Source organism: Ensifer sp. M14, from assembly GCF_003355565.1.
GTDB lineage: Bacteria > Pseudomonadota > Alphaproteobacteria > Rhizobiales > Rhizobiaceae > Ensifer.
In genome coordinates this window covers 3536055-3552110 of the sequence record NZ_QJNR01000004.1, presented here as the reverse complement: position 1 = coordinate 3552110, position 16056 = coordinate 3536055, and the positions used below count along the sequence as shown (strand labels likewise).

Genomic DNA, 16056 nt, shown 5'->3' with positions numbered 1-16056 from the left:
GAAGCGCGGCAGGCGGATTCTCGCGATTGCGATGTGCCTCAGGCGGCGTGCGGCGAATAGGTCCTGGCCCGCCTGCCGCCAAGCTCTGCCGAATAAACGAGAACGCCCGAGCGGGAGCCCGCGCGCAGCGCAGCAAGCGCCAATTCTGCCTGCTGCACGACATCGGTCGGCGGCGCCATCGGCTGGGCCATCGCGATCCCGGCCGCGAGCGAAAGCGTTTCGGCCGTGAAGGCGCGGCCAGGCAGGGCGACGCGCAACGCCTCCACCGATTGCCGGATGCGTTGCGCAATCGCTTGGGCATTCTCCTCTGTGACATCGCTGCAGAGGAAAGCAAACTCCTGGCCGCCGACGCGCGCAACGAAGTCGCTCTTCTTGATCGACTTGCGAAACAGTGTCGAAAGCTTGCCGAGCGCCTTTTCCGCGGTGGCGGCGCCATGCTGCTCCGCGATGCCGCGCAGCCCTTCGACGGACGCCACAATCAGGGCAACCGGCTGTGTTTCGCCTTCGGATTCAAGCAGTGTTTTCAAGCGTGCTGACAGGGCCAGGCGATTGGGCAGGCCAGTGACGGGGTCTCGGGTCAGCGGCTTGCGGCTTTCGGCGAACGCGCCTTCCAGCGCTGCAAAGCGCTCGGCACTTGATTGCAAGGCCGTCAGAAACGCCTGTTCCTCGTTCATCAGCAAGCCGGCCGCATCCCGCAGCCTTGCTGCGTCATCGGCAAATTCCGTAAGGCCCGCAACCGGATCTGAGGCAAGGCGGTCTTTGAAGCGGTCAAGCTGACTTCTGAAGGCATGCCGTTGCGCCAGGCTGTGCCTCAGCTGCAGGGCAAGGTCGCTGAGTTCTTCCTGTGCCGTTGCCCTCGCTCGATCGGCAGCAAGCGCTCCATGGGCTATGAGGTGATGCTTGAAACCGAGTTCGTCGAGGGCCTCCTGCTGCGGTGTGGCGCCGAGCGCGGATAGGTCGCGCGAAAGCTGCGGCAACCGGCCGGACAAGGCTTCGTAGACAAGCTCATAGTTGCGCGGCAGCGCCGCGATACCAAGCTGAGACATGGAGTGCGCCACCTTCAAAATGATGGCGGTGCTCTTCGTCTGAGATCGGCTGGTGTTCGCAGCGGCTTGCCTGGTCATTCCGTGGTCGTCCTCGATGCCTGTATCGGATCTGCGGACACTATGCGCGGGCCGCATTTAAGGGAGTCTGAAGACAGCGGACGCGCGGCCTAATCCGCGCGGTATGGTTGCCGAAATCCCACCGAAGGAGAGGTCGACGCAACCGATCGGAGCAGGCGTGTCAAAACTTGCTGTTTTGGTTCATGTTTATAGTTGACGGAGCCAGTCAGCAATTATATGCCGCCTTGCTAAAACGGGCGGGAGGCTCGAATGCAGAGTGGCGGTTCGACAATGCCCCCTTCGTTCATTGCGGGCCTGGCGACATGGGGCGAGCGTGCCGCTCTGGTTCTTCCCGGCCAGCGCCTGGTGAGCTACCGCGAACTGCACGAAAGGGTTGACCGTCAGGCCGCACAGTTTCCGCGCAGCCGCGCGCTGGTGACGCTTGAGCCCGAGCTTTCCGAACACGCGATCATTGCCTATCTGGCAGCGTTGAAGGCCGGACATGCGGTTGCCATGCAGGCACCGCGTGGCGCCGGCGCCGCAGCCTGGACCGACACGTTCGAGCCGGACTGCGCCTATCGGTGCACAGACGGCCGCTGGCGAACGGAACACCTTCGCGGCAGCGATGAGCCCCTTCATCCGGATCTCAGCGTCCTGCTGTCGACCTCAGGCAGTACAGGGTGCTGCAAGGCGGTGCGGCTTTCCACCGCCAATATTACGGCCAATGCCCGCTCGATCGTCGAGTATCTCGACCTTGGTGCCGACGATCGCGCCTGCCTGATCCTGCCGCTGCATTACTCTTACGGTCTTTCAGTGCTGAATGCCCATCTGAGCGTCGGCGCCGGCCTCTACATTCCGAGCGGCTCGATCCTTGATCGGGGGTTCCTCGACGGTCTTGCGGCCAGCAACTGCACCAATCTTTCCGGCGTGCCTTACTCGTATGAACTGCTGGAAAAGGTCGGGTTTCGCGATCGTTTGTTCCCGCAGCTGCGCTTTATGACGGTTGCCGGTGGACGTCTGGCGCCCGAGCGCGTCCGTGCCTACGACGCGTATCTTCGCGCCCAAGGCGCCAATCTGTTCGTCATGTACGGTCAAACCGAAGCGACGGCCCGCATCGCCTATGTGCCTCCGGCTCGGCTTGCGGGCAATGAGGATCGGATCGGCATTGCCATTCCCGGGGGCACGCTGTCGATCGAGGATGAACAGGGGCGTCCGGTTGCCGGTGCAGGTGTCGCCGGCGAGCTCGTCTATCGCGGCCCCAATGTGATGATGGGCTACGCCTCGTCGCGGCAGGACCTGGCCCGCGGCGCCGACCTCACGGAACTGCATACGGGCGACCTGGCGGTCCGCGAGGCAGATGGTCTTTTCCGCATTGTTGGGCGCATGAAGCGCATGTCGAAGATTGCCGGCCTGCGCATCGGGCACGACGCCCTCGAGCAGGCGCTGGAACGGCGCGGTATCGTGGCGGCGATCGTCGGCGATGACGAAGGGCTGCATGCATTTTTCCAGGGCGAAGGCAAACCCGAGGATGTGCGACGCCTGCTCGTCGCGGCGAGCGGCCTGACACTTGCCCATATCGGGGCCACGCATGTGCCGGATATCCCGAGATTGCCGTCTGGCAAGGTCGACTACACCGCATTGAACCGTGCAGCAAAGCAGGCGGTCGCGGCAGGTGACGGTGATCGCCAAGGCATCGAGAGCCTTTTCCGGCAGGTGTTCTATCCTGCAAGGGTTAAGCCGGAGGACAGTTTCCTCTCGCTTGGCGGAGATTCGCTGCGTTTCGTGCAGCTCTCGATCGGTCTCGAGAAGGCGCTCGGCCAAGCGCCGGAAATGTGGGAATCCATGCCGATTGCAACGCTCGCGGCGCTGGAAAGGCGAGAAACGGCGACCACGCGGATTGGAATGGATCTCATCATCCGCGCCTTGGCGATCCTGCTCGTTGTTCTTCACCACGAGACCTTGTGGCCGCTGCCGGGCGGCTCGGCGGCGATGGTCATCCTTGCCGGCTTCAGTCTTGCCCGCTTCCAGATGGGGCCGCTTCTGGCCGGTGACGGTCTTGCCATCCTGCGGCCGCTGACGCAGATCCTGGTGCCTTACTATCTCATCGTCGCCGGCTATGCTGCCGTTTGGGGTGAGGTCCCCTGGGCCTCCGTCTTTCTCGTCGGCAATTTCGGATTTGCCGATCCGGAGACCCGTGGGATGGTGCCCTACCTCTACTGGTTCATCGAAGCCTATTGCCAGATGATGCTTGTCTTCGTGGCGCTGTTTGCGATCCCGCGTTTGCAGTGGATTGCGGCTCGGCAACCTTTTGCAACAGGCATGCTCTTGCTCGGTGTGGCGCTGGCCGCCCGGCTGGCTTTGCCGCTGTTGTGGCCAATCGGCAACCGGCAGATCTTCACCCTGCCGTGGATCTTCTATCTCGCGGTGATCGGGTGGTGCGCGGCGATCGCCGAAACGCATCTGCAGCGACTGCTGCTGGTGTCGGCGGGAACGGGTGCGTTCCTGTTCTTTGGTCTCTATGAGGGTGTGTGGATCGGTACGAAGATCAAATACCTGCTGTTGATTGCGGTGCTCGTCCTGCTGGTCTATGCGCCCCGCGTCAGCGTGCCGCGCTGGGCCGCACAGCTCGTGCTGCCGCTATCGGCTGCCGGTTTCCATATCTACATCCTGCATCGTTTCGTGCCGGAACTGTTGCTGGCGCCGGCGCAGGGGCAGCTTCCGACAGTACTGTTCTCGATGATGTCGATCGCAGGCGGTATTGCGCTTGGCCTCGCCGCATGGTTGCTGCAAAGCCGGCTGCTCAAGATGGCTGCCGGCGCGAGGCTGAGTCCAAATCGTGTTCGGTTGGGCAGTCGGTGGACCGCTCTATCTCGCCCACTTCTCGCCTTCACTCCACAGAAAGAACGCGAGATCCAGCACAATAGACGGCCGGCCTAGCGCCGTCAGCGTCGCGTGTGCCTGGCCGCGATGATGGGTCTGGTGGTTGAAGACATGGGCGAGTGTTGGCCCGAGCTTCTGCGTGATGATCACTGGTGAGCTCAGCGTCGTGTAATTGAAGGTGGCGGCAAGCCGCGCTTCGTCGAGACCGGCAAGCCACGCGACTATCCGTGCATCTTCCCGCTCGCGGGCGTCGGCAAGGTTGGCAAAATCGTCGTGGAGGGTCACATCGAGCGCCGTCGGTGCTTCGCCTTCGCCGGTGAAGCGCTTCATCCAGATCCGATCGGCGGCAAGGATATGATTGAGTGTTGCAAGGACCGAGCCGAAGAACGCACCCGTGCTCTGCCTCAATTCGCTGTCAGGCAGTTCTGCCGCCGCCGCGTAGAGCCGGCGGTTGGCCCATTTGTTGTAGTCGGCGAACATGCGAAAGTGATCGAGCATCTGTTTCTCCCGTGCGGGGGAAAGATTAGCGCAGATCCGCATTCCCGGGGCGAATGCCACCCATGAAATTTAATGATTTGATCGTGCGGCCCGTCTGGCCTCCAATGGGAGACGCCAATTCATTCTCGCAGGGAGATCACGTGAGCAGGAAGCTTTATTTGCTTTGCGGTGCCGACAGGGCCCGCCCTTTCTCGCCGCATGTCTGGAAGACCAAGCTGTCGCTCGCGCACAAGGGGCTCGACTTCGACGTCGTGCCGGTCGGTTTTACCGAGATCCCGAAGGTGGAGGAGGGCGCCACCAAGCTCGTGCCGCTCCTGCGCGACGGCGACCGGCTGGTACAGGACAGTTTCGCGATTGCCGTCTATCTCGAGGAGAACTACGCGGATCGACCATCGCTGTTTGGCGGCCCGGGTGGCGTGGCCATGGCTCGCTTTGTCGAGGGCTGGTCACAGACGACGCTGCACCCGGCGATCGCCCGCATCGTCATCACGGATATTCACGACAGTCTCGATCCGGTCGACCGGGTCTATTTCCGTGAAAGCCGCGAGGCCCGTTTCGGCACAACTCTCGAAGCGGTGGCCGGAACCGGTGGGGCGACCCTGTCGACCTTCTCCGAGAAGCTTGAGCCGTTGCGCCATATTCTGAAGTTTCAGCCCTATCTCGGCGGCGAGCGCCCGCTCTTTGCCGACTACATCGTCTTCGGTGCACTGCAATGGGCGCGGATCGTTTCGCCGCAACGCCTGCTTTCTCCGGGCGATCCGGTTACCGACTGGTTCGAGCGTTGCCTTGACCTGCACGGGGGCATCGGGCGCTCTGTGACAGCGGCGTGAAACCCGCAACGCCCGCAGCGAATCGTGAGCGAACCCCCTTGTTTTGCGCGGAATTGGCGGCTAATGAACCGCCACTTCTCAAGAAAACAAGGGAATTGAGCCAATGGCGATTGAACGTACCTTTTCGATGATCAAGCCGGACGCAACGAAGCGTAACCTGACCGGCGCCATCACCAAGATGCTTGAAGACGCCGGCCTGCGCGTCGTTGCTTCCAAGCGCGTCTGGATGAGCCGCCGCGAAGCTGAAGGCTTCTACGCCGTTCACAAGGAACGTCCGTTCTTCGGCGAACTCGTCGAGTCCATGTCCTCCGGCCCGACCATCGTTCAGGTTCTCGAAGGCGAAAACGCCATCGCCAAGAACCGCGAAATCATGGGCGCCACCAACCCGGCAAATGCTGACGAAGGCACGATCCGCAAGGTTCACGCTCTTTCGATCGGCGAAAACTCGGTTCACGGTTCGGACGCTCCGGCAACGGCTGCTGAAGAAATCGCATACTGGTTCTCCGGCACCGAAATCGTCGGCTGAATCAACATCTGCATTTCCGGCCGTAACGGCTTGAAATGACTCTGATTGAACCGGAGCGGAAACGCTCCGGTTTTTTCATGTCGGGCACGTTGCCGTTTCAAAATGCTCCGGCGCATTGCCGTCCGTGAAGACCGCCGGGTTCTTGTCATAGGCAGGCCCTTCGACCAGCGGCTTCGCCGGCATCATGTCCTGGTCGATATCGGAGGTCACGGTCGTTTCCAACGTCTGCAGCGCCTCTCCGGCCGGTCCCTTGACCTCGATCGTCACCGCATAGGGCCTTTCCTTCTTCACGCAGGTGATGTCGGGGCTTTCGAGCACTACTTTTTCCAGCTTCGGAAAGAGTTTGCGCGTCAGGGTCAAAGGCTCGCCGCCGGCCGGATTCTCGAAGGTCGCAACGACGATGCTGCCCTCCGGCACCGGTTCGAGCTTGCTCAGCGTGATCATGTAGGTTGCGTAGGCAAGCCGGTAGTTGAAGACGAACATCTTGCCCGTCAGCTTCAGCGGATCGGGTCCAGTCTCCCGCTGGCAGCCCGCCATCAGCAGCGCCGCCATCATCGCGGCAAGCATTACGATCGGCCTCGTCATCTCTACGCTTCCTCCTTGCTGCGATGGTAGTGGCGCCTGACCTTGCTGCGATTGCCGCAGACCGCCATGTCGCACCAGGTCCGGCTGCGGTTGCGGCTTCTGTCCAGAAACAGCCAGCCGCAATTGGGGCAGATCTTCATTCGGTCGGGTTCGGGATTGGCGGCAAGGCTGAGGGCGGAATGGGCCGTTGCAGTGTCGAGCGCAATGGCGTCTTCGCTGTTGCCGGCGCCACGCAGCACCGAGGCGATTGCCTCGAGCAGGTCGGCCATCAGCTCTGGCCGATACCCGGCCGTCACAGTTGCGCGAAAATGCCGATCCGTCGCCTCGCGCAACACCAGGAGCCCGCCTCGTTTCCGTTCAGGAACGGGCAGCAATGTGCCGAAGCGCGGGCTCTCGGCGCAGAACCGGTTGGCGGCGAGGGCGAAGGCGTCGAGCGCGGCGACGTCGGCAAAGCGATCGATGCACCTTGCCGGATCGAAGCGCAAAATCACGGAGTTGGCGACATCCAGCGCCAGTGCGCCGCCGGCAAATCGGTGTGCGGTCCAGGTGAAGGTCATCAGCGATTCCTAACTAGCAAAAGTGATTTTACCAGTTATATTGATGTTGTCACGCTCCGGATGCGCCATGCTCTATCTCCTGCAGCAGATCGCCAATGCCGTTCCGATTGCCGCGCTCTATGCCGCGCTGGCCTTCGGTTACGCGATCGCCTTTGCCGTGACCCGTAGGGCCGATCTCACCTATGGCGCACTCTTTGCGTTCTCCGGCCAGATGTTTGTGCTGTTTGCCGATTTCGGTTGGAACCAGCTATGGCTGGTGCTGCCGGCGGCGCTCGGCATCGGTGCTGCCGCCGGTCTGACGCTCGGCGTCGGGGCAGGGCTCGTCGCGGGGCGCTATGTGATGCGGCCGCTCGCCTTCTCGTCCGCCAACACGGTCGTCGTCGCCTCGCTCGGCTGTCTGCTGGTGCTGATGGAGGTGGCGCGGTTGGCGTCTGACACTAGGAGTCTGTGGCTGCCGCCGTTCCTGAACGAAAACATCATCTTCTGGTCCGACGCCAAATTCCCAGTGACGCTGACGCTGATCCAGTTGCTCAACACGCTGTTGATGGTGGTCCTGGTCGCGGGCGGCCACTGGTTTCTGGCGCATAGCCGCGCCGGCCGATCGTGGCGGGCGGTGTCGGAGGATCGTGGCGCCGCCGCCCTGTGCGGCATCGATGCCGCCCGCGTCTACATCATTGCCTATGGTGCCGCTTCGCTGATTGCCGCCTGCTGCGGCATTCTGGCTGCGTCCTATTACGGCAACATGGATTTCGGCACCGGGCTCACCTTCGGCGTCAAGGTCCTGTTCATCGCGGCAATCGGCGGCCAGACTTCGCCGCTTTACGCCGCATTGGGCGCCGCGGCTATTGGCCTGCTTGAGACACTTTGGGGCGCCTACGGCCCGATCCTCTGGCGAGATTTTGCCATCTTCGGCTTCCTGGTCATCGTGCTTGCGGTGACGCGGCAGGAGAAAATCATACCGTGACGTCACGCGGCGCCGCGGCAATGACAAATCTGACGTTGATCCGGTTCGGGTGCGCGCCTCAGCGCTTCCAGCGATCTCGCGCCGTGTCGTCGGCATCTTTGGCGCTGACCCAGCCGCCGCTCGTGCCGTCGGCCAGATGTTCCTTCTTCCAGAACGGCGCCGAAGTCTTCAAGAAGTCCATGATGAAGTTGGCGCCGTCGAAGGCGGCCTGGCGGTGCGGCGAGGCGGTGACGACGAGCACGATGTTCTCTCCGGGACTGATCCTGCCATAGCGGTGGATCGCCGTTGCCGCCTGCAGCCCGAAGCGTTCGATCGCAAGCTGGCAGATACGGGTGATTTCAGCCTCCGCCATCCCTGGATAGTGCTCCAGTTCGAGAGCGGTCAGCGTGCCGGCTTCGTCGCGGCAGAGGCCCGAAAACGTCACGACCGCCCCGATGTCGGGGCGGTCGGAGGAAAGGCGGGAAACCTCGGCCGAAAGGTCGAAGTCTTCGCGCTGCACGCGCACGATGACGGGCGCGCTCATCGTCTCAGCCGCCGGTCATCGGCGGGAAGAGGGCAATCTCGCGTGCCCCGGCGATCGGTTCGTCATGCTCGACGTGTTCCTGGTTGATCGCCGCACGGATGACGTTCTGGTGCTCGAGCGCCATCTCGTATTCTTCCCCCAGCGTCTTCAGATGGGCAAGCAGGTCGGCAATGGTGACGACGTCGGCCGGAACCTCCAGCGTTTCCTCACCCTTGCCGATGCGCTCGCGCACCCAGGAGAAATAGACGAGATTGACGGTGCTCATTCGTTGACCACGTGCTTCAGGCCGGCGCGGAAATAGTCGTAGCCGCTATAGAGCGTGATCGCAGCGGCGATCCACAACAGACCAATGCCGATCTCCGTCGTATAGGGCAGGATCTTGTCGCCGGCGGGGCCAGCCAGAAGGAAGACGATCGCCACCATCTGGATCGTCGTCTTCCACTTGGCGATGCGCGTCACCGGCACGCTGACCTTCAGCGCGGCGAGATACTCGCGCAGGCCCGAGACGAGAATTTCGCGGCACAGGATGATGATGGCTGCCCAGATCGACCAGCCGGCAATCGTGCCGTCGGCTGCAACGAGCAGCAGGATCGAAGCAACCAGCAGCTTGTCGGCGATCGGGTCGAGCATCTTGCCGATGTTCGACGTCTGCTTCCAGATGCGGGCGAGATAGCCGTCGAAGAAGTCGGTAATCGAGGCGATGGCAAAGAGAGAGACCGCCGTCCAGCGCGCGAAATCCGAACTGTGCAGCCGGCCCTCGATGAAGAAGCAGAGCACGATCAGCGGCACGATCAGGATTCGGAAATAGGTGAGCAGGTTCGGGATGCTGTAGGCGACGGGCGTGGGCATGGATTCGGGTTCTCTGTCTTCCTCGGAGGTACAGAATGACTTTGCGACCCTCAGGTCAACAAATCATTGTGCGAAGGGTGTCATAATTGGCGCATCCGACCTGAACGCCCGGTGAATTGTGCATGGTCATTTTGCCGCGTCCTCATGGAAATGCTCGTAGACCAGCCGCGCCACTGCTTCGGAAATCCCGTTGACGGCCATCAGGTCGTTCATCCCGGCGCGCGAAACGGCCTTGGCGGTGCCGAAATGCGTGAGCAGGGCGCGTTTGCGCGTTGGCCCGATGCCGGCGATCTCGTCGAGCGGGTTTTTCACCATCTCCTTCTTGCGCCGGGCGCGATGCGAACCGATGGCAAAACGGTGCGCTTCGTCGCGCAGGCGCTGGATGAAATAGAGCACGGGATCTCGTGGTGGTAGCGTGAAGCTGTCGCGCCCGAGCGCGAAGAAGCGCTCGCGTCCGGCATCGCGGTCGACGCCCTTGGCGACGCCGATCGCGGTCACACAGTCCTCGACATTGAGTTCTTTCAGGATCGCGCGTACTGCCGTCATCTGTCCCTGGCCGCCGTCGATCAGGATGACGTCAGGCCATGCCGGGAAAGCGGCATCCTCGGCGATCTCGGCTGTGCGGTCCGGTTTGCCTTCTTCCTTGAGCAGGCGCGAGAAACGACGGGTCATCACCTCGCGCATCATGCCGAAGTCGTCGCCGGGTGTGATGTCGGTCGATTTGATGTTGAACTTGCGATACTGGCCTTTGACGAAACCTTCCGGGCCGGCGACCACCATGCCGCCGACGGCATTGGTGCCCATGATGTGGGAGTTGTCGTAGATCTCGATGCGGCGCGGCGTGCGTTCGAGCTTGAACGTTTCAGCAAAACCGTCGAGCAGGCGCGATTGCGAAGCGGTTTCCGCCAGCTTGCGGCCATGCGCTTCGCGGGCGTTGGCGAGCGCGTGATCGACAAGGTCCTTCTTCTCGCCGCGTTGCGGCACCTGGATCGACACCTTGTAACCGGACTTTTCGCTGAGCGCCTGGCCGAGCAGCTCCTGCTCCTCGACCGCCTCGCACAACAGGATCTGCCGCGGACAGGGCTTGTCGTCGTAGAATTGGGCGAGAAACGCCGAAAGCACTTCTGCCGTCGATAGCGACGGATCCGCCTTCGGGAAATAGGCGCGGTTGCCCCAGTTCTGCCCGGTGCGGAAGAAGAACACCTGGATGCAGGAGGTGCCGCCTTCATGGTGGATCGCAAAGACATCCGCCTCTTCGACGCCGGAAGGGTTGATCCCCTGGTGGCTCTGGACATGGCTGAGGGCGGCGAGCCGGTCGCGATAAAGCGCGGCACGCTCGAAGTCGAGGTTTTCCGAGGCCTCGCCCATCGCGGCCGCAATCGTCGCCTTCACCGCCTGGCTCTTGCCGGACAGGAAGTCTTTGGCCTCGGACACCAGTTCGGCATAGCCGTCATTGCTGATTTCGCCCGTGCAGGGCGCCGAACAGCGCTTGATCTGGTGCAGAAGACAAGGACGCGTGCGCGTCTCGAAGACGCTGTCGGTGCAGGTCCGCAACAGGAAGGCGCGCTGCAGCGAATTGATCGTGCGCCCAACGGCGCCGGCCGAGGCGAAGGGGCCGAAATAGTCGCCCTTGCGGCTGCGCGCGCCGCGGTGTTTGTAAAGGGCAGGTGCGCGGCTGTCGCCGGTCACCAGAATATAGGGAAAGGACTTGTCGTCGCGCAAAAGCACATTGAAGCGCGGCCGAAGTCGCTTGATCAGATTTGCTTCGAGCAGAAGCGCCTCGATCTCGGTGCGGGTGGTGACGAACTCCATGTTCGCGGTTTCGCGAATCATCCGCGAAATACGGTTGGAGTGGCCACGCCCCTGCGCATAATTGCCGACGCGCTTTTTCAGGCTGCGCGCCTTGCCGACGTAGAGAACGTCGCCGTCCTCGTTGAACATGCGATAGACACCGGGACCGTTCGGAAGCCGCTTGACGAAGGCCTGGATCAGTTCTGCGCCCTTGAGGCCCTCGACCTCGTTACGGTTCTCTGCCCACTCGATGGCGGGAACTGCGGACGCGCCTTCGGGTACCTCGATCAGGTCGTCGTCGTCTTCGGCGTCATTGCCGTCATAAAGGATGCCGCCGTCGGTCGGCACGCGTCCGTTCATTCCACTATCTCCCTGATGTCAGGCGTTTCCCAGGCAAGGTGCTGGCCGCCGTCCAGCGCGATCATCTGCCCGGTAATCGACGGCGTGTCGAACAGGAAGCGGATCGTCCGCCCGAATTCGCCGAGCGCCGGACCGCGCCTGAGGATAAGCGCATCGACCTGTGCCTGGAAATCGCGCGGATCCTGCCGCTCGTTCGGCAATGTCGGCCCGGGGCCGATGCCGTTGACGCGGATATCCGGCGCGAGCGCCTGAGCCATCGTTTGTGTTGCCGTCCACAGCGCGGACTTCGATAACATATAGGAATAAAAGCGCGGGTTTGGAGACCAGACGCGCTGGTCGATCACATTGACGACGAGGCCGGAGACGCCGCGTGGCAGCTGGCGGGCAAAATCACGCGTGAGCAGGGACGGGGCTTTGACGTGCAAGGCGAAATGCCGGTCCCATGCCGTTTCGTCGAACGCATCGAGGCTGTCTTTCTTGAACAGCGACGCATTGTTGACGATCAGGTCGATCGGTCCGAGCGCCGCGTTGACCTGCGCCATCAGCGCGGACGTTTCCTGGGTGTCCGTAAGATCTGCCTTCACCGCAACGGCGACTTTTTTCGAGAGTGATGCCGCAAGTGCCTTTGCCTCATCGAGCGAGCCGTTGGCGTGGATGGCGACCGCGAAGCCGTGCGCCGCGAGGTCTTCAACTATAGCCTTGCCGATCCGTTTGGCGCCACCGGTTACGAGTGCCACCTTCAGTGCTTTCTTCAACGTTCCATCCCGCTTTTCGAATCTTCGTGCCAGCGGACGAAGATATAGGCAAGAAACGCCGCCCTGAAACTCTCCCTGATGAAACATTTCGCAAAAATTAATGGAATTCGCGTAAATTGTATTGTTTTGAAGTTATATAGTATAGCTTCCGTTAATCTTGAAAGATGGTTAATAAATTCCCTGTGGCGTGAAAGCAACATCAAATTTTGGACGTTATTGTGCCACTAAAATTTCACATTTTGGCTCTTGTGAATCCTCATTTGCTGGCCAATTTCAGCTCAACCGGGCGGGTTAATTGAAAGTTGTCCGATGTTTCATTGAGGGATCCCAACCCTTGGGGCATCGGTTCGTAAAGGAGAATATTTATGCGTACGCTCATCACCACCCTCATGGCTTCGGCCGTATCCCTCATCGCCTTCCAGGCCGCCCAGGCTGCAGACGCGATCGACGAAGTTCCGGCAGCTCCGGCAGCCGAGTACACGGAGCCGGCGGCCAAGAACTGGTCGGGCGCCTATGTCGGTGGTACCGCTGATTGGCACCATGGTCAGGCCGACGCGACCGGCAACAACACCGCAGCTGGTTTCGGTGGCGGTCTCTACGGCGGTTACAACATGCAGAGCGGCCAGATCGTATACGGCGGTGAAGCTGACGTCGGTTACTCCGGCCAGGATTCCACCAGCGGCAACCTGCGCATGAAGCAGGGCGTTAACGGCTCGCTGCGCGCTCGCGTCGGTGTCGATCTGAACCCGGTACTGCTCTACGGTACGGCAGGTCTCGCTGTTGGCCAGGCCAAGGCATCGACCTCGGCTGGCTCGGACAAGAACACCATGGTCGGCTGGACGGCTGGTGCCGGTGCGGAAACTTTCGTCACCGACAACATCACTGCACGCGTCGAATACCGTTACACCGATTACGGTTCGAAGGACTTCAACGTTGGTGGCACCAACGTTTCGTCCGGCTACGACGAGCACAGCGTGCGCGTCGGTATGGGCGTGAAGTTCTGATCGGTTTCTGCCTGATCAAGGAAAAGGCCGGGGTGACCCGGCCTTTTTTCATGCCTTGAATTTGGAGTATTCGGGAAAGTGCTTCTCGAATTTGCTCGGCCAGTTCTTCAGCTTGGCGCGGCCCCGCTGCCATTCTCCGCTGAAGCGCAGCTCGACGTAGCGAAGCAGTGCCGCGAGCGCGAAATGCCCGGCATGCAGCTTGGCTCCTGTCTTCGGCAGGTTTTCGTTCAGGTGGTCGAGGCCGCGTTCGACCTTGGTCCACTGCATATCGATCCAGGGCTGGTGCACCTTTTCCGGCGGATGGATGCGCTTCTCGTAGACGATGGCCAGCAGGCAGTCACATATGCCGTCACACAGCGCCTCGAGAATGTCGACATCGGTGCGTTTCCCGCCATTCTTCGGGTAGAGCTTGCCCTTCGTTTCCCGATCGATGAAGTTCATGATCGCACGGCTGTCGTAGATCGATTTTCCGTCGCCGGTGATCAGCGTCGGAATCTTGCCGAGCGGATTGCTGCCGATAAGCTCAGGCGAGTTTGCATTGGTGTCGGTCAGGGCGCTCTCCACCGCAAAGCCGGCATAATGCGCAGCCATGCGGACCTTGTTGGAATACGGGGACGTGGGCGAGTAGAGTATTTTCATCGAGCATCTTTCCCTTTCGCGCATGGCTCCCGAACAGAAGAACGGAAGGCCAGGCGCTGTTTCAAAATGGCGGACCGCATGTGGTGCCCCCCGGCATCGACCTAGGATGCCGGCGGCAGGATGACGGTGTCCCTTCGGCAGGCCTGGCGGTCGACCTCCGGGCACGGGCGGAAGTTCAGCCTCTTGTCGAAGCAGATCCTGATTTCCTCCAGCCGCTTGCCCTCGCAGGTAACAGCGACCGCGTTGGTCGTCATGCCGGGATTTCTGGCCACGAAGCCCGCCTCTATCGCGCTGACGGAAAGCGAATTTTCCCGACGCGGTACACTGAGTTCCTCCGGCAATACGACGCGCTCATGCGCCGCCCGGGTGACGGCGAAATAGTCCTGCTGGCTGAGGCCCGAACAGGTGCCATGCTTGCGCCATTGGTGTCCGATCAGCCCCATGGACGGGATAAGATCGAGATACTGGCGGCCGAGTGTGTCCGGTACACGATCCGATTGCCGCGTCGGGCAGAAATCGGGGTAGCCCCGATCGTTCTGCGGCCACAGCCCATGCACGATCAGCCCGCGATTGCTGCCTGTCTTGCACTGACCGGTCTTGCCGGAGGGGTCGTTGTCGTCACACCAGGTCGGCGACCACGAGAGCGAGAGAACGTAGAAGTCGAAGCCCTGGCCAATCGGAACGGCGATATCGGCCTTTTGGGGCTCAGGAGCTTGCGCTGGCGGCTTCTTCTGCGCGCTGTCGTCGCTGCAGCCCGCAAGCGCCAGCGCAAAGAAAAGCGCCGGCAGGAGCCGGCGCTGTCGGCAATGCCGTGGCATGATCAGCGAAGCGAAGCGCAATGTGCGCCGTAGACGTACCAGGGGTCGAGGCCCCCAACGCAGAACTCGATGCTCCGGCCGATGCCGGCAAAGCCCCAGTTGCGCTCGATAAGGTAATAGAGCGACCGCTGCTCTCCGTCGGTCATGACGGCTGTTGCGCGGCAGTATTCGCGCTCGACACGGTGTGTGTAGTCCCGCAGCTCAAGCCGGTTCTGGCCCATGTTGCGGATCTCGGCAATCGAGAGATTGGCGTGCAGATAGTTCGTGGCCCTGTACTCGAACCGCGAGGTGATGAAGCCGAGGACCGAGGCGTCGCCACACACACCCGCGCTATAGGATGTTGGCTGGTCGCGGTAAGTCCCGAGATAGTCGGCGGCCGTGGCCGTGGGCGCCGTCGCGGCGGCGAAGGAAAGCGAGGCCAGAAGCGTTGCGGCGAGCTTGCGAGTCATGGGCGTCTCCCTGGATCGTCTCGCAAGATTGCGGCCTTCCGAGCCTTTCAGTCAAGGGCACGGGTTGCTGCTTCTTCGCCACGCAGCCAGAAGCAGCGCGACGAAGCGAAACGGTCCTGTCCGAGCCGGGTTTTCAGGAAAGGCAACAGCACGTCGAGTTCGCCCTTGAGCGTGAAGGGCGGGTTGACGATGATGAGGCCCGAGCCCGAAAGCCCGGTCGTCTCGCGGTCGCTGCGGACCGAAAGCTCGGCGCAGAGCATCTTCGGGATTTCGAGCGCCTTGAGCGTCTCATGGAACGCCTTGATCGGCGCATTTTTTTTCAGCGGATACCACAGGCAGAAGGTGCCGCCCGTAAAGCGGCGATAGCCTTTGGCAAGGCCGTCGGCGAGCCGCTCGTATTCGCCCTCGATCTCGAAGGGCGGATCGACGAGGATCAGGCCGCGCTTTTCCTTGGGCGGCAGGTGGGCGCCGAGCGCCAGCCAGCCGTCGAGCTCGGTGATCCGGCTCTGGAAGTCGCCGTCGAAGAGCCGGTGCAGCGTCTCGTAGTCATCCGGGTGCAATTCCATCGCCGACAGACGGTCCTGCGGGCGAAAGAGCATGCGGACCAGCTTCGGAGAGCCTGGGTAACGCGTCAGTTCAGAGGCGGGATTGAGCTCGCGAACGGTCGCGAGATAGGGTTCTAGGATCGCAGCGACCGGTGCCGGCAGGTCACCGTCGAGCAGCCGGCCGATGCCGTCGCGCCATTCGCCCGTCTTCTGGGCCTCTTCGCTCGACAGGTCGTAGAGACCGATACCCGCGTGGGTGTCGAGAACTCGAAACGCCTTCTCCTTCTGCTGGAGATAGGTGACGAGCCGGGCCAGCACCGCATGCTTGAGAACATCGGCGAAATTGCCCGCGTGATAGATATGCCGATAATTCATGAGGG

Annotated in this window: 18 protein-coding genes; 5 read left to right on the top strand and 13 right to left on the bottom strand. The window is 61.9% G+C overall.

Annotation, left to right across the window (positions count from 1 at the left end):
* Positions 1-38 precede the first annotated feature (38 nt).
* Complete coding sequence (locus tag BLJAPNOD_RS17275) at positions 39-1046, bottom strand: GGDEF domain-containing protein (protein ID WP_158556134.1); 1008 nt, start codon at positions 1044-1046, stop codon at positions 39-41.
* A 348-nt stretch (positions 1047-1394) separates the two neighbouring features.
* Between BLJAPNOD_RS17275 and BLJAPNOD_RS17270 the strand changes: the two genes are divergently transcribed.
* On the top strand, positions 1395-4040 hold the full coding sequence (locus tag BLJAPNOD_RS17270; RefSeq protein WP_244610957.1) for an AMP-binding protein: 2646 nt from the start codon (positions 1395-1397) through the stop codon (positions 4038-4040).
* Here BLJAPNOD_RS17270 and BLJAPNOD_RS17265 read toward each other — a convergent pair.
* Positions 3969-4481, bottom strand: coding sequence for a DinB family protein (locus BLJAPNOD_RS17265; RefSeq protein WP_115420604.1), 513 nt, complete (start codon positions 4479-4481; stop codon positions 3969-3971). The genes BLJAPNOD_RS17270 and BLJAPNOD_RS17265 overlap by 72 nt on opposite strands.
* A 140-nt stretch (positions 4482-4621) precedes the next feature.
* Here BLJAPNOD_RS17265 and BLJAPNOD_RS17260 point away from each other — a divergent pair, with 140 nt between their 5' ends.
* Positions 4622-5311, top strand: coding sequence for a glutathione S-transferase family protein (locus tag BLJAPNOD_RS17260; RefSeq protein WP_115420603.1), 690 nt, complete (start codon positions 4622-4624; stop codon positions 5309-5311).
* A gap of 103 nt (positions 5312-5414) precedes the next feature.
* Entirely contained in the window at positions 5415-5837 is a 423-nt protein-coding gene (gene ndk, locus BLJAPNOD_RS17255) for a nucleoside-diphosphate kinase (RefSeq protein ID WP_025426476.1), read from the top strand.
* 75 nt (positions 5838-5912) lie between these two features.
* On the opposite strand, the gene BLJAPNOD_RS17250 is transcribed toward ndk, so the two are convergent.
* Together BLJAPNOD_RS17250 and BLJAPNOD_RS17245 are read right to left on the bottom strand one after the other, a co-directional pair.
* A complete protein-coding gene (locus BLJAPNOD_RS17250; RefSeq protein ID WP_115420602.1) occupies positions 5913-6422 on the bottom strand; it encodes a hypothetical protein in 510 nt (169 codons plus the stop codon).
* A gap of 2 nt (positions 6423-6424) precedes the next feature.
* Positions 6425-6979, bottom strand: a complete 555-nt coding sequence (locus BLJAPNOD_RS17245; RefSeq protein ID WP_115420601.1) for a CGNR zinc finger domain-containing protein — start codon at positions 6977-6979, stop codon at positions 6425-6427.
* 67 nt (positions 6980-7046) lie between these two features.
* Between BLJAPNOD_RS17245 and BLJAPNOD_RS17240 the strand changes: the two genes are divergently transcribed.
* The gene (locus BLJAPNOD_RS17240) at positions 7047-7943 is read left to right on the top strand and encodes a branched-chain amino acid ABC transporter permease (RefSeq protein WP_115420600.1); all 897 of its coding nucleotides are present in this window, start codon (positions 7047-7049) and stop codon (positions 7941-7943) included.
* A 58-nt stretch (positions 7944-8001) separates the two neighbouring features.
* Here BLJAPNOD_RS17240 and BLJAPNOD_RS17235 read toward each other — a convergent pair whose 3' ends face one another.
* The 5 genes from BLJAPNOD_RS17235 to BLJAPNOD_RS17215 all read right to left on the bottom strand — a co-directional run bounded on the left by BLJAPNOD_RS17235 (position 8002) and on the right by BLJAPNOD_RS17215 (position 12221).
* Positions 8002-8466, bottom strand: a complete 465-nt coding sequence (locus BLJAPNOD_RS17235; protein WP_115420599.1) for a molybdenum cofactor biosynthesis protein MoaE — start codon at positions 8464-8466, stop codon at positions 8002-8004.
* A gap of 4 nt (positions 8467-8470) precedes the next feature.
* Entirely contained in the window at positions 8471-8731 is a 261-nt protein-coding gene (moaD, locus tag BLJAPNOD_RS17230) for a molybdopterin converting factor subunit 1 (RefSeq protein ID WP_115420598.1), read from the bottom strand.
* Positions 8728-9315 (bottom strand): CDP-diacylglycerol--glycerol-3-phosphate 3-phosphatidyltransferase, encoded by a 588-nt coding sequence (pgsA, locus tag BLJAPNOD_RS17225; RefSeq protein WP_115420597.1) that lies wholly within the window; start codon positions 9313-9315, stop codon positions 8728-8730. Before pgsA ends, moaD begins: the two co-directional genes overlap by 4 nt.
* Positions 9316-9441: 126 nt before the next feature.
* Positions 9442-11466 (bottom strand): excinuclease ABC subunit UvrC, encoded by a 2025-nt coding sequence (uvrC, locus tag BLJAPNOD_RS17220; protein WP_115420596.1) that lies wholly within the window; start codon positions 11464-11466, stop codon positions 9442-9444.
* Positions 11463-12221, bottom strand: coding sequence for an SDR family oxidoreductase (locus tag BLJAPNOD_RS17215; protein WP_115420595.1), 759 nt, complete (start codon positions 12219-12221; stop codon positions 11463-11465). The genes uvrC and BLJAPNOD_RS17215 overlap by 4 nt, the downstream gene beginning before the upstream one ends.
* Before the next feature lie 365 nt (positions 12222-12586).
* On the opposite strand from BLJAPNOD_RS17215, the gene BLJAPNOD_RS17210 reads away from it, so the two are divergent.
* Positions 12587-13225 (top strand): outer membrane protein, encoded by a 639-nt coding sequence (locus BLJAPNOD_RS17210; RefSeq protein WP_077498621.1) that lies wholly within the window; start codon positions 12587-12589, stop codon positions 13223-13225.
* Between the two features lie 48 nt (positions 13226-13273).
* Here BLJAPNOD_RS17210 and BLJAPNOD_RS17205 read toward each other — a convergent pair whose 3' ends face one another.
* The 4 genes from BLJAPNOD_RS17205 to BLJAPNOD_RS17190 all read right to left on the bottom strand — a co-directional run bounded on the left by BLJAPNOD_RS17205 (position 13274) and on the right by BLJAPNOD_RS17190 (position 16051).
* Positions 13274-13864 carry a glutathione S-transferase gene (locus tag BLJAPNOD_RS17205; RefSeq protein WP_077498620.1) on the bottom strand — a complete coding sequence of 197 codons (591 nt, stop codon included), beginning with the start codon at positions 13862-13864 and terminating at the stop codon, positions 13274-13276.
* A gap of 101 nt (positions 13865-13965) precedes the next feature.
* Complete coding sequence (locus BLJAPNOD_RS17200) at positions 13966-14682, bottom strand: ribonuclease T(2) (RefSeq protein WP_115421334.1); 717 nt, start codon at positions 14680-14682, stop codon at positions 13966-13968.
* A 2-nt stretch (positions 14683-14684) separates the two neighbouring features.
* Positions 14685-15131 (bottom strand): hypothetical protein, encoded by a 447-nt coding sequence (locus BLJAPNOD_RS17195; RefSeq protein WP_115420593.1) that lies wholly within the window; start codon positions 15129-15131, stop codon positions 14685-14687.
* A 47-nt stretch (positions 15132-15178) separates the two neighbouring features.
* Complete coding sequence (locus tag BLJAPNOD_RS17190) at positions 15179-16051, bottom strand: 23S rRNA (adenine(2030)-N(6))-methyltransferase RlmJ (protein WP_115420592.1); 873 nt, start codon at positions 16049-16051, stop codon at positions 15179-15181.
* Between the last annotated feature and the right edge of the window lie 5 nt (positions 16052-16056).

Excerpts from the sequence above, each read along its gene's own strand:
- uvrC (WP_115420596.1), bottom strand. The coding sequence starts at position 11,466 with ATGAACGGACGCGTGCCGACCGACGGCGGCATCCTTTATGACGGCAAT.
- BLJAPNOD_RS17240 (WP_115420600.1), top strand. The coding sequence starts at position 7,047 with ATGCTCTATCTCCTGCAGCAGATCGCCAATGCCGTTCCGATTGCCGCG.
- BLJAPNOD_RS17245 (WP_115420601.1), bottom strand. The coding sequence starts at position 6,979 with ATGACCTTCACCTGGACCGCACACCGATTTGCCGGCGGCGCACTGGCG.
- pgsA (WP_115420597.1), bottom strand. The coding sequence starts at position 9,315 with ATGCCCACGCCCGTCGCCTACAGCATCCCGAACCTGCTCACCTATTTC.
- BLJAPNOD_RS17190 (WP_115420592.1), bottom strand. The coding sequence starts at position 16,051 with ATGAATTATCGGCATATCTATCACGCGGGCAATTTCGCCGATGTTCTC.
- BLJAPNOD_RS17195 (WP_115420593.1), bottom strand. The coding sequence starts at position 15,131 with ATGACTCGCAAGCTCGCCGCAACGCTTCTGGCCTCGCTTTCCTTCGCC.
- BLJAPNOD_RS17270 (WP_244610957.1), top strand. The coding sequence starts at position 1,395 with ATGCCCCCTTCGTTCATTGCGGGCCTGGCGACATGGGGCGAGCGTGCC.
- BLJAPNOD_RS17275 (WP_158556134.1), bottom strand. The coding sequence starts at position 1,046 with ATGTCTCAGCTTGGTATCGCGGCGCTGCCGCGCAACTATGAGCTTGTC.
- moaD (WP_115420598.1), bottom strand. The coding sequence starts at position 8,731 with ATGAGCACCGTCAATCTCGTCTATTTCTCCTGGGTGCGCGAGCGCATC.
- BLJAPNOD_RS17235 (WP_115420599.1), bottom strand. The coding sequence starts at position 8,466 with ATGAGCGCGCCCGTCATCGTGCGCGTGCAGCGCGAAGACTTCGACCTT.
- BLJAPNOD_RS17250 (WP_115420602.1), bottom strand. The coding sequence starts at position 6,422 with ATGACGAGGCCGATCGTAATGCTTGCCGCGATGATGGCGGCGCTGCTG.
- BLJAPNOD_RS17210 (WP_077498621.1), top strand. The coding sequence starts at position 12,587 with ATGCGTACGCTCATCACCACCCTCATGGCTTCGGCCGTATCCCTCATC.
- BLJAPNOD_RS17205 (WP_077498620.1), bottom strand. The coding sequence starts at position 13,864 with ATGAAAATACTCTACTCGCCCACGTCCCCGTATTCCAACAAGGTCCGC.
- ndk (WP_025426476.1), top strand. The coding sequence starts at position 5,415 with ATGGCGATTGAACGTACCTTTTCGATGATCAAGCCGGACGCAACGAAG.
- BLJAPNOD_RS17200 (WP_115421334.1), bottom strand. The coding sequence starts at position 14,682 with ATGCCACGGCATTGCCGACAGCGCCGGCTCCTGCCGGCGCTTTTCTTT.
- BLJAPNOD_RS17265 (WP_115420604.1), bottom strand. The coding sequence starts at position 4,481 with ATGCTCGATCACTTTCGCATGTTCGCCGACTACAACAAATGGGCCAAC.